This window comes from Aldersonia kunmingensis (assembly GCF_001646865.1).
Taxonomy (GTDB): Bacteria; Actinomycetota; Actinomycetes; order Mycobacteriales; family Mycobacteriaceae; genus Aldersonia; species Aldersonia kunmingensis.
The window spans coordinates 1-13,888 of the sequence record NZ_LRRB01000175.1; the positions used below are offsets into that span (position 1 = coordinate 1).

15 protein-coding genes are annotated in these 13,888 nt (G+C 66.2%); 4 read left to right on the forward strand and 11 right to left on the reverse strand.

From position 1 onward, the window contains the following. On the forward strand, nt 1-313 hold a 313-nt coding region (locus tag A8G08_RS12955; RefSeq protein WP_187344464.1), incomplete at its 5' end, for an NADPH-dependent FMN reductase family protein. Between the two features lie 4 nt (nt 314-317). On the opposite strand, the gene A8G08_RS12960 is transcribed toward A8G08_RS12955, so the two are convergent. The 5 genes from A8G08_RS12960 to pepN form a co-directional block, all read right to left on the reverse strand. After that, a complete protein-coding gene (locus A8G08_RS12960; protein ID WP_157108550.1) occupies nt 318-668 on the reverse strand; it encodes a DUF2834 domain-containing protein in 351 nt (116 codons plus the stop codon). A 10-nt stretch (nt 669-678) separates the two neighbouring features. Then, complete coding sequence (locus tag A8G08_RS12965; RefSeq protein ID WP_068274400.1) at nt 679-1,164, reverse strand: RDD family protein; 486 nt, start codon at nt 1,162-1,164, stop codon at nt 679-681. After that, nucleotides 1,165-1,635: a hypothetical protein gene (locus A8G08_RS12970; RefSeq protein ID WP_084436155.1), complete on the reverse strand. Its 471-nt coding sequence runs from the start codon at nt 1,633-1,635 to the stop codon at nt 1,165-1,167. It lies immediately after the preceding gene. Nucleotides 1,636-1,693: 58 nt separating this feature from the next. Next, on the reverse strand, nt 1,694-3,052 hold the full coding sequence (locus tag A8G08_RS12975) for a cytochrome P450 (protein ID WP_068274406.1): 1,359 nt from the start codon (nt 3,050-3,052) through the stop codon (nt 1,694-1,696). Nucleotides 3,053-3,154: 102 nt separating this feature from the next. Then, on the reverse strand, nt 3,155-5,638 hold the full coding sequence (gene pepN / locus A8G08_RS12980) for an aminopeptidase N (RefSeq protein WP_068274408.1): 2,484 nt from the start codon (nt 5,636-5,638) through the stop codon (nt 3,155-3,157). A gap of 169 nt (nt 5,639-5,807) precedes the next feature. Between pepN and A8G08_RS12985 the strand changes: the two genes are divergently transcribed. Next, the gene (locus A8G08_RS12985) at nt 5,808-6,014 is read left to right on the forward strand and encodes a hypothetical protein (RefSeq protein ID WP_068274410.1); all 207 of its coding nucleotides are present in this window, start codon (nt 5,808-5,810) and stop codon (nt 6,012-6,014) included. A 64-nt stretch (nt 6,015-6,078) separates the two neighbouring features. Here the strand turns inward: A8G08_RS12985 and A8G08_RS12990 are convergent, their stop codons facing one another. Both A8G08_RS12990 and A8G08_RS12995 read right to left on the reverse strand, forming a co-directional pair. Next, nucleotides 6,079-6,696 (reverse strand): PepSY-associated TM helix domain-containing protein, encoded by a 618-nt coding sequence (locus A8G08_RS12990; RefSeq protein ID WP_068274413.1) that lies wholly within the window; start codon nt 6,694-6,696, stop codon nt 6,079-6,081. Nucleotides 6,697-6,846: 150 nt separating this feature from the next. Next, the gene (locus tag A8G08_RS12995) at nt 6,847-7,386 is read right to left on the reverse strand and encodes a hypothetical protein (RefSeq protein WP_068274416.1); all 540 of its coding nucleotides are present in this window, start codon (nt 7,384-7,386) and stop codon (nt 6,847-6,849) included. Between the two features lie 95 nt (nt 7,387-7,481). Here A8G08_RS12995 and A8G08_RS13000 point away from each other — a divergent pair, with 95 nt between their 5' ends. After that, complete coding sequence (locus A8G08_RS13000) at nt 7,482-8,546, forward strand: esterase/lipase family protein (protein ID WP_068274417.1); 1,065 nt, start codon at nt 7,482-7,484, stop codon at nt 8,544-8,546. 1 nt (nt 8,547) lies between these two features. Here the strand turns inward: A8G08_RS13000 and A8G08_RS13005 are convergent, their stop codons facing one another. Both A8G08_RS13005 and A8G08_RS13010 read right to left on the reverse strand, forming a co-directional pair. After that, nucleotides 8,548-9,954, reverse strand: coding sequence for a DHA2 family efflux MFS transporter permease subunit (locus A8G08_RS13005; RefSeq protein ID WP_068274418.1), 1,407 nt, complete (start codon nt 9,952-9,954; stop codon nt 8,548-8,550). A 45-nt stretch (nt 9,955-9,999) separates the two neighbouring features. Then, nucleotides 10,000-11,511: a flavin-containing monooxygenase gene (locus A8G08_RS13010; RefSeq protein ID WP_068274474.1), complete on the reverse strand. Its 1,512-nt coding sequence runs from the start codon at nt 11,509-11,511 to the stop codon at nt 10,000-10,002. A 163-nt stretch (nt 11,512-11,674) separates the two neighbouring features. Between A8G08_RS13010 and A8G08_RS13015 the strand changes: the two genes are divergently transcribed. Continuing rightward, nucleotides 11,675-12,004, forward strand: a complete 330-nt coding sequence (locus A8G08_RS13015) for an excalibur calcium-binding domain-containing protein (RefSeq protein WP_068274421.1) — start codon at nt 11,675-11,677, stop codon at nt 12,002-12,004. Nucleotides 12,005-12,008: 4 nt separating this feature from the next. Here the strand turns inward: A8G08_RS13015 and A8G08_RS13020 are convergent, their stop codons facing one another. Together A8G08_RS13020 and A8G08_RS27155 are read right to left on the reverse strand one after the other, a co-directional pair. After that, nucleotides 12,009-12,881: a MinD/ParA family ATP-binding protein gene (locus A8G08_RS13020; RefSeq protein ID WP_084436161.1), complete on the reverse strand. Its 873-nt coding sequence runs from the start codon at nt 12,879-12,881 to the stop codon at nt 12,009-12,011. 69 nt (nt 12,882-12,950) lie between these two features. Further along, nucleotides 12,951-13,604: a DUF8176 domain-containing protein gene (locus tag A8G08_RS27155; protein ID WP_157108551.1), complete on the reverse strand. Its 654-nt coding sequence runs from the start codon at nt 13,602-13,604 to the stop codon at nt 12,951-12,953. Between the last annotated feature and the right edge of the window lie 284 nt (nt 13,605-13,888).

Below are 13,888 nucleotides of genomic sequence, written 5' to 3' on the forward strand. Positions count from 1 at the left end.
CGTCATCGAGCCCGACGCGCTCGCCGGGATGCCCGTTCTCATCGGCGCGACGGGCGGCACGCCTCGGCATTCGCTCGCGCTCGAGCACGCCGTGCGTCCGTTGTTCACCTACCTGCGCTCAACCGTCGTCCCGACGTCGGTCTACGCCGCCACCGACGACTGGGCTTCGGCGGACGATTCAGCCCTCACCAACCGGATCGACCGTGCCGCAGGCGAACTCGCGGATCTGATTGCCGGGCGGCCGACCCGCAGAACTGTCGACCCGTACAACGAGCCGACGCCGTTCGAACAGTTGCTGTCCGGCCAGGGCTGAGGAGTCAGTCCTTCCCGGCCGCCACTTCCCGCAGCAGCAGGTACAACGGCACCGCGAAGCAGATCCCGACGGTCGACGTTGCCGGGACGACGGTCCACCAACCGCGGACGCCGCGCTGGCGCGCATCCCAGCGCGACCACAGCCAGAACGTGCCGGTGGTGATGCCGAGGTCGGCCGTAAGTTGTTGGGCGGGAATGGAATCCACCCAATGAGCGAAGTACGCTCGGGTGCTTTCGACGGAGAGGCCGTTCTCCTTGAAGTACTTGTAGACGAACGAGTTCGGCGCGACGAAGCCGATGATCGTCAACAACAGCAGGATGGCGATTCGTACGGGTCGGGACGGTAGTGGCGACATGGCGCCCAACCTACTGGGGCCGAATGGACCTCCGGTCGATTTCGCCGAGCTGGGGATTGGGATCGGCTTGCCAGTCGTACACCACAGCGGTGACGAGGAAGATGTCCTGCAGCGACCGGCGCCGGCGATCGATTGCACTCCAGAACAGCCCGAATCCGAACGTCACGTACAGCACTGCACGGAAGAAGGCTCGCGGCCACCCCAGCAACTGCCCGCGCCGCCCGACAACCCGCAGGCCCATCGCGATCTGCCCGAACGTCCGGCCATTCACCGCCCAGCATCCGGTCAGATAGATCACCGAGAGCATCACGAACGTCCCCATCGATCCGATCACGGCGACGTCGGGAAACGTGAATTGCTGTGGGGAGAACAGCAATTTGATCAATACCCAACCCAAGTACATGGCGCCCATCCCCACGAGCACCGTCACTACATCGATCCCGGCGGCGATGGTGCGGGTGACGATCCCCGCCGCCCGATGGTCAGGTGTGGGCATTCACGGCCGGTCGTTCAGGCTGGTGCCATTGCGGCGAAACACCTTGTCGACGATCCCGGTCACCGCATCGTCGGCGCGCATGCCCTGCATTCGCACACCAGTCACCGCTTCGTTCCGCATCGACCCCGTCGATTCTCGGATGATGCTCGGCAGATCGATGCCGTCGACGATCTTGTTGGCGATCACCACGAGGTCCACGTGCTCATTGATGAGGTCGGTGAGGTCGACGTCGCGCAACGCCGCGGAGACAACGCGGCGCACGGTTGCCTCGACCGCACGATCCGGAACCCCGTCCGGGCCACCAAGCGCCTCCGCGCCGCGCCGATCCAGCGCCGTCAGCACCGAACCCACAACGGGGACTCGTTGCGCCACCGCGAGGCTCAAGCCGACCACAGCAGTCACTCCGCTCGCGGCTATCGATACCGCGCCAACCGCCATCCGACCCGGATCGAGGCGCCCACCCTCTGCCATACCCGACACTAACGCGCGTACGTTGACCTGGCAGTCCGCTTCATGAATTCCGCCCAGCTCAGCAACGCGCAGTCACCTGGCCGAGCACCGGCGTCACGGGCATGACTGTGATGCCGGACCTCAGCTGCGGGTCGCCCGGAGGCGTCCGAAACTCGAACTCCTGCACGAGCCGCCCGAGCGCGAGGGCGGCCTCGAGCATGGCGAAGTGCTGGCCGATACACCCGCGTGGGCCGTGTCCGAACGGGAACCACGCGTATTTATGCATCGCCTTTTCCCGCGCGGGTAGGAAGCGATCGGGGTCGAAGGTCTCCGGGTCTTCGAAGAGATCGGGCCGGCGGTGGATCACCCACGCCGAGGTCGCCACGTCCGATCCGGCGGGAATTCGGTACCCGCAGAGCTCGCGCTCCTCGACCGCCTTCCGCGCGACATATGGCACGGGCGGATAGAGCCGCGTGGCCTCCTTGAGCACCATCGTCGTGTATCCGAGCGCGCGTACGTCCTCGGCGGTCGGTGTCTGACCGGTCAATACCCGGTCGGCCTCATCGCGCACCTGCTGCTGGATCTCCGGGTGGCGGCCAAGCAGCCAGAGCGCAAAGGTCAACGCGATCGACGTCGTATCCTGCCCGGCGAACAGGAAGATCAGAATCTGGTCGCGCACCTCGCTGTCACTGAGCGACTCCGAACCATCCCTGGCATCGATCAGGCGTCCAACCAGATCGTCGGATCCGATTCCGCTCGCACGGCGGCGATCGACGATCTCGTCACAGATCCGGAAGATCTTCTCCCGCGCCCGGCGGGTACGAACATTCAACGGCGTCGGCCAACCCAGCGGCGTCCGCATCGGGGAGAAGCCCCGCTTAATCGTGGCGTCGCTGAGTAACGGAAACTCCGCACCCAGTACCGGGAGAATGCGGTCGGCATCGTCGCCGAACAGTATTCGCACCGCGAGGGGAAGCGTGAGGCCCGTCATTTCGCTGCTCAGATTCACCGTCTCGGATGAACGGGCACGCAGTGACGCGATGTAGCGCTCGATCTCGTCGCTCATTGTCGCGGCGTACCCGTCGACGCGCTTCGTGGTGAAGAGCGGCTGCACAAACCGTTTCTGCCGCAACCAATCCTCGTCCTGACTCGTCACGAGCCCATTGCCGAAGATGTTCCGCATTTCATCGTAGGTGGTGGATTCCTTGCGGAAGTTGTGCGCGTCAGCCGCGTCGAGGATCCCGGCGGCCCCGTCGGGGTGATACAGGCCGTAGAACTCGATGCGCCGGCCCGGCGGCCCGATCGACACCCGTGCGACATCACCCGCTTCCCGGTATGCGCGCAGTCCGATGCCGAGTGGATCACGGCGGAGTTCCCGCAACGGCCCGAGCAAGCGTGGCCCGGAGAGAAGAGGTGGCTCCTTCAGTTCGATCGTCATCGCTACCTCCCTGTCGGCTCCCCGACCCAGCATGCGCGTCGGACACGATATCCGCGCGAGTAGCGGGCTACTCGAAGGCCAGCGGGTCGAGATCGGCGATCGCTACACGACAGACCTATTGAACGCACGCACCCGAATCTCCCGCGTCAGGTGGTCACGCTGTTCCACCACGAGCCGGCGCAACGCGGCCGATGCGTCCCCGTTGCCCGCGAGCCACTCGTCGACCGGTTCGACACTGTCGGACCCGGGGAACAGGCCGAGCACAATGCGGCGGGCGATCTCGATACTGCGTTCGGACCAGACCCGCCGCAGCGACGCGAAGTACTGCCCGTCGTAATCCGCGATCAGGTCTCGACGCCCGCCGGCACGGAAGCCCGCGATGGTCGCATCGAGGTGATCGTTGCTCAGTGAGGTGTCGGCGAACACCGCTTCCCAGGCGTTCTGTTTCACTTCGGCGTCCGGCCGGGCCCGAAGGCAGCGCAGCCGGAAGGTGCGTCCGGCCGCGGTGTCGTCTCGCACCAGTTCGGCGTCGAGATCATCGACATTCGCGTGACCGGTCGCCGCAAGCGCGGACCACAACAGCCAGCGCAGATCCGGATCGAGCGGGAGGCCTTCGAGCACAGTCTCGCCATCCAGCAGGGCACGAATCTCACTGCTACGCCCTGCATCCGTGCTTGCCGCAGCGGAAAGTGCTCGCGCCCAAGCGAGCTGGGCATCCGATCCCGGCTCGGCCTCGGTTAGAGATGTCCAGGTCGCATCGAGCCAGTCGTGACGGGCGGCAGCCAACTCCGACTTGGGTACGTAATGCTCCACCGCAGCCACGGCATTCGCGAGCGCGGACGACAGCAGCGCCGAATTTGCCTCGGCCGGAGCGAAATCGCGGACGATGCGCAAATACCGCTGCACCCCGAGCTCGCCGTCCCGGGTCGCGTTCCACAGCGCGGACCAGATCAGTCCGCGCGCCAGCGGATCAGCGAGCCGGTCCAGCGACGACTCGACCGTGCGCAGTGAGCGCTCATCGAGCCGGACCTTCGCGTAGGTGAGGTCGGCATCGTTGAGCAGCACGAGCGCCGCGTCCGGCAACTCGATCGGTGTGCGCGCCGCAACGAGATCCACCTCGGTGCGCCCGCTCAACACCAACCGGCCCTCGTCGTCGAAGTCGTAGCAGCCGACCGCGAGCCGGTGTGGGCGCGGATCGGTTTGGACAATGACGTTGTCCTCGAGCGCAAGCGTCGACACCCCCGAGGTCTGCAGCCACGCGCGCGCCCACGCGGTGAGGTCGCGCCCGGATGTCGCGGACAGTTCCGTGAGCAGATCGTCGAGTGTGGTGTTGCCGAACGCATGTGCACGGAAGTACCGCCGGCACCCCTCGAAGAACGCGTCCCGCCCGACGTAGGCGACGAGTTGCTTGAGCACGCTCGCGCCCTTGGCATAGGTGATGCCGTCGAAGTTGAGCTTGGCCGCCTCGAGATCGGTGATGTCGGCGACGATCGGATGGGTGGTCGGCAGTTGGTCCTGCAGGTACGCCCATGCCTTGCGGCGGTTGGCGAAGGCGACCCACGCATCGGTGAATCTCGTTGCGACCGAGCTTGCTTCGGCCCCCATGTAATCGGCGAAGGATTCCTTGAGCCACAGGTCGTCCCACCACCGCATGGTGACGAGATCGCCGAACCACATATGCGCCATCTCGTGCAGGATCGTGTTCGCCCGGCCCTCGAACTGCGCCTGAGTTGCCGCGCCGCGGAACACGTAGGCCTCGGTGAACGTCACGCAGCCGGGGTTCTCCATCGCGCCGAGGTTGTATTCGGGCACGAAGACCTGGTCGTATTTGCCGAACGGATACGGGTAGTCGAAGTTGTCTGCGTAAAAGTCCAGGCCCTGCTTTGTCACCTCGAAGATCGCGTCGGCGTCGAGGTAGTTCGCCAGCGACGCGCGGCACAGCACCTGCAGTGGGACGTTGAGTTCGTCTCGGCTCCAATTGGATTCGACGAAGTGGTACGGCCCGACGACGATGGCGGTGATGTAGGTCGAGATCGCAACCGTCGGCTCGAAACGGACCGTCTGGACGCCACCATTCGTGGATCGCTGCGCCGCAACCTGATTCGAAACAACGGTCCAGGCCTCGGGCGCGCCAACGACGAAGGTGAAGGGTGCCTTCAGGTCTGGCTGCTCGAAACCGGCGAACACTCGGCGCGCATCGGCTGGCTCGTACTGGGTGTACAGATACGTGGCACCGTCGGCAGGGTCGCGAAAACGGTGCAGACCCTCGCCCGAACGGCTGTAGCGGCCCGTTGCCGCAACGGTGACGACGTTCTCGGCGCGCAGGCCGGTCAGCGCGATCCGTGCGCCATCGAATTGAACCGCAACAGATTCGCCGTTGATTGTGACGGCCTCGACTGAATCGCCGAGGAAGTCGAGCCAGGTGTCGGGCGCGGATGCCGAGAATGCGAGCGTTGTCGTCGTAGCAAAGCCCGGCAGGTCGTGATCGTCGGCCGCAGCGAGATCGAGCTCAACGAGATAGCTGTGCACCGAAATCGTTGCAGCCCGGCGTGAAGTCTCGTCGCGGGTGAGATTGGGATCGCCCATGGCATGCATAGTGCCAGCGCAAACGTCGCTTCGGTGCGGTCGCTTGCGTTGCGACGAACACCGGGCTCGGGTAAATTTGCTCGCCGGTCCCCCCAAAAAATGATCTTGTGCGGGCTCGGCTGTGCGCGGAAACGCCCGGTCGAGTGCACGCACCGAAGGAATCCTGGACATGAGCGACCGCGACGTTCTCGAATACACCCTCGACTGGGCGAGCTCGAACCACTACGCGATTACTACCGCGCAGATCCTGACCGAGCTGATCTCGGTCGCGCGACGACACATCAACCCGTTCGATCGGGATGCCGCCATGCACACCGCCGCGGCACGGCTAGAGGCGCGGGCGAACGAGCTCGCGCTCAGCGGTTCGGCACTCTAGCCACCGGATAAAGCACAACCGCGGCGACGCCTCCGCCAGGAGCGCCGCCGCGGCAGTGATTGCGCTATTCCGAGCTGGACGCGTCCGCCGAGTCCCGCAACGCGCGACCGGGGATGAAGCCGACGACGACCACCCACAGCCAAGTGGCCGCAAACTCGCTGTAGAGGCGGCCGGACTCGCCGAGCTGCAGATGACGATGGAAACCGTCCAGCCAGGTGCTGAAGGGGAGGTAGCCGAACCACGTGGGCTCGCTGCCCAGTACCTCGCCGCTGTAGGGATCGACGAATACCGCGCGTACCTTCTCCTCGCCGACGCCGGCGTCGTTGAAGTAGACCCGGGTGGACTCGGACTCGGTCGCCGCGGGCCGCATACCCGACATCGCGAGATCGGGGTAAGCCGCTTGCGCCGCGGCGGCCTGCGCAGACAACGGAAGCGCCGTGCCGGAAGGGTCAACCGAGAGGATGTCGCCGTAGACGACTCGCTCGACGGTCGGTGCCATCGCATACAGCCCACCGGTAATGGCGGCGATGAGGATGAAGGGGCCAACGAGAAGACCTGCGTAGAAGTGCAGCCGCAGGATCAGTGGCCGGAAGCTGCGGGGGTGACGACCGGTGGGTGGCGGTTCCGGGGCCTTGTTCTCGGTGACGGAATCGCCGCCGAGGTCGAGTTCGGACGTGGACATGCCGAGGGCCTGCTTTCTAGGGGTGGCCGCGCATGGCGCGACCGGATGCCGCCGTCCGCGACAAGCGGACAGCGCAAGGTATTGGCGACTCACGTCGGAGCGCAGCGAGTTCGCGGCCGCACATGTGCGGGCGCGACGATGAGGCGTACGTCAGGCGAGGAGCAGGAGCGCGGGTGGGCCGCGGGTACCGGTGGCCGAGCTCAGCAGCAACGGCAGCGTGGCGGCCGGGCGCGCGAATCGATGCCGAGTCCGTCGCTCGGGGTCAGGCGAGATGATCGCGCACAGCACGGCGACAAGGCGGCGCAATGCGGACACGGCTCGGTCGGCGCCGAGTTCGGCGAGACCGATCAGTGCCGCGCAGACGAGCGCGGCAACAACATGTGCGGACACCATCCCAGGCGTCACACCGAAGCCGTGGACATGGTCGGCGGTGACGGTCAGTGCGAGGTGCCCTGCCAGCTGGCCGGCGCCGAGCACCGCGGCCATCGCTGCCAATCGCTGCAGCGGAGCGGTGGGCAGTGTGCGAACACCAGCGCCCACAGCCGCTCCGGCGAGGGCAAGCAGGACAAGCGTGTCACCCGCGGGTGCCGCACCGCCTCCGAGGCCATGCGCCGCCACCACGACTGCGCCCGAGCACGCACCGGCCAACGCGCCACGGACCGCCGTGGCACCGGACCTCGGCGCACTCATGAGCAAGAAGGATAACTGCGGATTCACTGACCTTCGTCGGCACCGGCGGAGATAATGCGAGCAGACCACTCTCTCGGGCGATACGAGGTGGCGCCATGCGTCGCAGGACAGCACACCGGTTCATGATCGCGGGCGCGGCGGCCATCGCCCTGCTCTGCGGTGGCGTCGCGAACGCGGTACCGCCACCATCAGCGTTCGCGCCGGCCAGTCGGCCCGGGCCGGCGCTCAGCGTGCCGCAGCGCGACTTGGACAACGCGCTGTCCTGCGAGACCAACCTGGCCACGGCAAATCGGGAACCGGTGCTGCTGCTTCCTGGTACTTCCACCACCCCCGAGACCTCGTTCGGTTGGAATTTCATTCCCGCGTTCGACGCACTCGGCGTCCCGTACTGCGCGCTCACGTTGCCGTCGGACAACAACGGTGACGTTCAGGTCAACGGCGAATACGTCGTGAACGCCGTGCGCACCATGCACGCGCGTTCCGGGCAGCAGGTGCAGATCGTCGGCTGGAGTCAGGGCGGCGGACCGATGCCGCGCTGGGCGCTGCGGTGGTGGCCGGACATCCGGCCGATGGTCGACGGCGTCATCGGTATCGACCCGCCGAACACCGGTAGTGCGGTCGGGAGCCTGTTCGGGTGCGAAATCGTCGCGCTGGTGTGCCCGCCCGCAGCGTGGCAACAGATGCCGCAGTCGAACTTCACCGCCGCGCTGAACTCGGACACGATGACGTTCCCCGAAGTGAACTACACCGTCATTTACAACCGGCTGAGCAACATTGTGCAGCCGAATCTCGATGGGCACGCGTCCGCGCTACCACCGGGTCCGAACGTGACCAATATTGCGCTGCAAGACTTCTGCGGCGGAATGGCATCGATCCTGCCCGACCACGCCGTGGCACTCGGCTCTCCCGCAACACTCGCCCTGGTGCTCGACACGCTGGCCCATCCCGGCACTCCCGGCGACCCAGCCCGGGTGAATCCGGCGACCTGCGGCCAACTGGGGACTCCGTTCGTCTCCGCCCAAACCCAGATCCAGGCCATCGGGCATATCTACGCCGACGCCTTCACAAGGACCGTCCCCCGCGACAACGTTCCGGCCGAGCCGCCGCTGCGTTGCTACGTCTACACAGCGGCGGCCCGGCCCGTGGGGTGTGCGGGCTGACCTAGCCGACCCGCACCGGTTCGGGCTCCGACGCCACATTTGCTGGCGGGGTCATACCCAGCGCTGTGAGTGCGCCTGCCGCAGCCACCGCTGCCATCACCCACCAGGAATGCTGGAACACGGTGTGCGCCTGCTCATATCCCGACGGTGTACCGAGGATGGCGACGAGCACGCTGACGCCGAGGGCAAGTCCGATTTGTCGGCTCATGCTCACCACGGCGCTGCCGGTCGCGGCCCGCTCCGGCGGTAGGTCCGCGGTTGCGGCCGACAGAATCGAGGGCAGCGCGAGGCCGACGCCAATGCCGCCGATCAGCCAGCCCGGCAAGATCTGCGTCACGTAGCTCGGGTCCTGCCCAACCGAGAACGAGATGAGCAGTCCACCGAGTCCGAAGAGCGCGCACCCGGCAGAGACGACGACGCCGATCGGAATGCGGCTCGCGAATCGGTGCGCGACGGCGGCGAAGATCGGCACCATCATCGGACCGGGCGCGACCGCGAGTCCGGTCTTGATCGCCGAGTATCCCCACACCTGCTGCAGCCACAGGATGTTCGCGAGCAGGGCCGCCCCGAACGGCACCGAAAACAGCAGCGCGGTCGCGTTCGACCAGGCGAACGGACGTACCCGCATAAGGGCGGGCTCGATGATCGGCGTCGGGTGCCGCATCGAACGGGCGACGAACCACGCGATAGCCACGACCGATACGGCGAACGCGAGGACGATCCTCGTGCTTGTCCAGCCCCAGTCCGGTCCCTCGACGAGGCCGAGGGTGAGCGAACCGATGCCGACGGCCAGCAGGGCAGCGCCCCACAGGTCAGGGATTCGCGTGACGGACTCGTCACGCGAGGGCCGCACGATACGGGCGGCGGCAATCATCGCGAGCACTCCGACCGGGACGTTGACGAGAAAGACCCAGCGCCAATCGATTTCGACGAGCAGTCCGCCCACCACCGGGCCGGCTGCGGCGGCGAGCGCGCCGGATGCAGCCCAGATCCGAACCGAGCGGGCTCGGTTCTCCGGTGCCGACGACGCGAGGACAAGACCCAGGCTGGCCGGGGTCAGCATCGCGGCGCCGGCCGCCTGCAGCACCCGGAACGCGACGAGCCACCAGATGCCATCGGCCGCGGCGCACGCTGCGCTGGCCGCGGTGAAGACGCCGAGCCCGAGCAGGAACCCACCCTTGCGTCCGTAGCGGTCGGCGATTCGACCAGCCGGGATCAGGAGCGCGGCGAAGACGATCGTGTACGCATTGAGCACCCAGGACAGCTGCGAGAGCGTGGCGCCGGGGAAGTCCGCGCCGATCGAATCGAAGGCGACATTGACGATGAATACGTCGAGCGAGGCCATGAAGGCGGCCAGCGAGAGCACACCCAGCACCAAACCCGGACGCGACTGACTATCAGGTTGCATAGTCAGACACGCTAGGTGCTGACCATACAAACCACAAGTCAGATGTCAGCTCGCCTTCGCGACCTTCCGCTTCGCCGAGCCACGGGAGAACTCGAGCGACCCCTCCGTCACCGGTCGCAACGTCAGCGCGATGGAGTCGGCAAGGAAGTTGCGATAGACCTTCCACGGCCGCTTCGTCCCCTGTCGCGGGAACTTCGCGCGCTGGATGTAGCCCGAACTCAACAACCAGCTGGGCCGGGTTGGGCCGTTGTCGGTGCGAACAGGCGTGACCTGTGTGTAGCCGTTCTCGTCGAGGTGATCGAGCACGCGCACGACGTAGCGGCACGAGATATCCGCCTTCAACGTGTAGGACTGCTGCGGATAACCCGTCACATGCGCGAAGTTCGGGATATCGCTGAGCAGCACGCCCTTGTAGTAGAGCGTGTCGGCGAGATCCACGCTTTCTCCGTCGATCAGCACTTCGGTCCTCGGCAGGATGCGCATATCGAACCCGGTCGCCGTGACCACGATGTCCGCCGAAAGCTGTTGGCCCGACTCGGTTTCGATGCCTTCTTCGTTGAACGTCGCGATCTTGTCGGTAACGACGTCAGCCCGTTTCTCCGCGATCGCGACGAAGAGGTCGCCGTCGGGGATGGCACACAACCGCTGGTCCCACGGGTTGTATCGCGGACCGAAGTGGGTGTCGACGTCGTAATCCTCGCCGAGGTACTCCACGGCCTTCTTGCGGATCATCGACTTGACCAGCTTGGGCGCGAGGACGCTCATGTAGAGGACGTAGATCTGGAAGGCGATGTTCCGCCACCGCACGACCCGGTGGGCGACGGGCTGGGGCAAGAGCTTCGCCATCCGGGCACGGAACCCGTCCGGGTCGTCGAACGACATGACGTAACTCGGCGAGCGCTGCAGCATGGTGACGTGCGCAGTCCGCGCCATCGCCGGCACGAGGGTCATCGCGGTTGCACCGCTACCGATCACGACTACACGCTTACCTGCGTAGTCGAGATCCTCGGGCCAGTGCTGCGGATGCACGATCCGTCCGCCGAACCGTTCGATCCCCGCGAATTCCGGTGTGTAGGAACCGTCCCCGTCGTAGTAGCCGGCGCACGAGACGATGTATCGGCAGGAGAACGTCGCGGTCCGGGTGGTTCCGTCCGGCTCGGCGATTTCGGTCTCGACGGTCCATCTCGACAGCTCCGAGGACCACGACGCGCGGACCACGCGGTGGCCGAAGCGAATCTGGTCCTCGATCCCGTACATCTTGGCCGTCTCGCTCATGTAGCCGCGGATCGCCGGGCCTGGTGCGAGCGTCTCGGCCCCGTACCACGGCCGGAACGGAAACTCCATCGTCTGAATATCGGAGTCGGCCCGCACGCCCGGGAAGCGGAAGAGGTCCCAGGTGCCACCGACCGCCTGACGCTTTTCCAAGATGACGTAGCTCGTCTTCCGACGGCGTTCCTGCAGCCGGTACCCGGCACAAATCCCGGAGATACCGGCGCCGATAACGACGACATCGAAGTGTTCGGTGCCGCCAAGATCGTTCTCGGACTTCAAATTCATCACCGTGCCCTTCCGAGCCGGAGTGTAGGTCTGCATCCGCCGCGGTGGAACCCGTTCGGGAGTAATGGCTCGTTAACCGCAGCCATACCCCGATTGGCCCTGTTCCCACTCCTGGGCCATGGGGCCATACTGAAAGCAGGGGGTCGGCACGAGGAGGCGCCGAATGCCCACACCTCAATATCGCTGGCTGACACTCGTTGCGGGTGGATTGCTTGTCGCGGCAGGAGTGCTGACCGCGCCTGCCACTGCTGGAGCCGATCCGATGAGCGACTTCATGTGCAGTGCCGGGTCCACTGCTCCCGAGTTCTGCCTCGCCACGCCGCCGCGGCCGACTCCGCACAAGAATGAGCCCGACCAGCCGAAGTACCCCTATCAGAACTGCGCACAAGCCAGGAACGCCGGCAAGACCCCGCTTTACCGCTGGGACTACGGCTACTCGCCGGCCCTCGATCCAGACGGCGACGGCATCGCCTGCCCGTACCAATCGACCTGACTGATCAGCGAGTCGCCATTGCGGTCGCACCGACGAGCGCCGCGCAGATCTCGTCGTACGCCGCTACGGTCGGCGGCCGGAGCCGGTCGTAATCGACGACACCACCCAGGGCGAGTTCCTCGTCGTACGGCACTTCGACCAGGGCCACGACCCGGCCGGCGAGGTGCTGCCGCAATGCTGCGACATCCTCGGGACGGATGCCTGGACGCTGATTGGTGACGGCGATGACCGTCGACTGCAGGCGGTTGACGCCACCGAAGTTGGCAAGGCAGTCGAGGCTGTAACGCAGCCGGTTGAAGGCATCGGGGCGGCTCGGCACGGTCAGCACGATCGGCGTGGCCGGATTGAGCCAGCGCAACGGACGCACATGGGCGGGACGCCACACACGGCCCGCGTCGTAGATCGCAGGAAACCCGCGGTACCGCAGGTATGGGTCGAGCGGGCGGAGATCGCAGTCGGGTTCGCGATCGCCTGCCTGGTGCAGGATGGCCGCACCGACGCTCGTAGCGGACGCGCACGCCGCAAACGCCTCGTCGTTGAGCACACCGTTGGCGTCCGCGGTCGCAAGCAACTGCTCGACGGTGTATTCGCTCGGTGCCATCGCGGCACCACGATCGACAAGGTCGCCACCGCCGATGGTGGCGTCGATGGCGACCGGGCTATCCCCCGCCACGGCGCTGGCATTCGCTACGCCCAATGCCGTGGTGGTCGAGCCGGCTCCGCCGCACGCCCCGACAACGAGAACCGCTGACGGGAAAGCGATCTGGTCGACGGACTGCTCGTGCTTCGCTGCCTCTGACTCCGCGACAGCCGGATTGATTCCGGTGACCGGCTGGTCCCACTTCAGTAGCTGCTGCCAGTCGGGCTCGTTGCTCATACCAATGCTCCGATCGGGGTGGTCACAAACTCTGCGTCCGGGACCGCGCTGGGTGTCGACATGACCGTGCTACTCCGCTGCTTCGATCGACGTAATCACGTGCTTGCCACCGTGATTCGCGGTCGAAACGTTCTGCTTGTAGACGACCGCGGTGCCGTCACCGCGGCGCTCGCTGAGCTGCACCGCATACCGCCCAGGGGCGGCCGGATCTGGCTTGATCGACAGGCAGTGCTGCGTGCCATCGGGAATCGCCGTATCAATCGCGTTCTGCAGGCTTTCGGCCGTGAGGGAAGCCGGATCCGCCGGATCCAACAGGCTGTGCGCCTTGGCGCCGTCGCGTTCCACGTAGTAGGCGTAGTCGAAGGCGAGGATCACCGAGGGGCCGTCGTCCTGGCTGCCCTTGCCGGCGCCCATGACCAGCTTGTCCGACTTGCGCGAGGGACACCACTCGGACGAGGCGCCGGGGTTTTCATCGGTCTCCGGCGAATCTCCACCGGAAAACACACCGACTGCCAGGGCGATCAGGCCGATCAGAACCGCTGCGCCTGCCGCGGCGCCCGCATAGACCTTGGTGTTGCCGCTCGTCTTCGGCTTCGCCGTGGGCTTCGTCGAACCGAGGAAGTTATCGACGTAATCGAGCGGCGCCGGACCGAGATCGACCGGTGGTGGTTCGTCGCCGTACGTCTCGGGAACTGGGGGCAGCGTGAAACGCCCCGTGGGCATTTCGTCCGCTGGAGGCTGCGCGAGGGGAACCGACTCGGGCGCGGTGTGGCGACCCTGGGTGACCGCCTGCGCCGGAGGCCCGGATTGCAGCCAACGCGGTTGATCCGGGGCTACAGCCGGCTCGGCTTGCTGCGGATCGGGCGGAGCTACCGGTCGCCGTGTCGAGACAGGGACGGGCAGCCGCAGTTGGTCCGATCGACCAACAGGTGCGCGCACCGCGTCGCGTGCGTCGAGCCGACGCTGGGCGACGAGCGCAGGATCTGTGGGCGGCGAGTGTGTCTCGG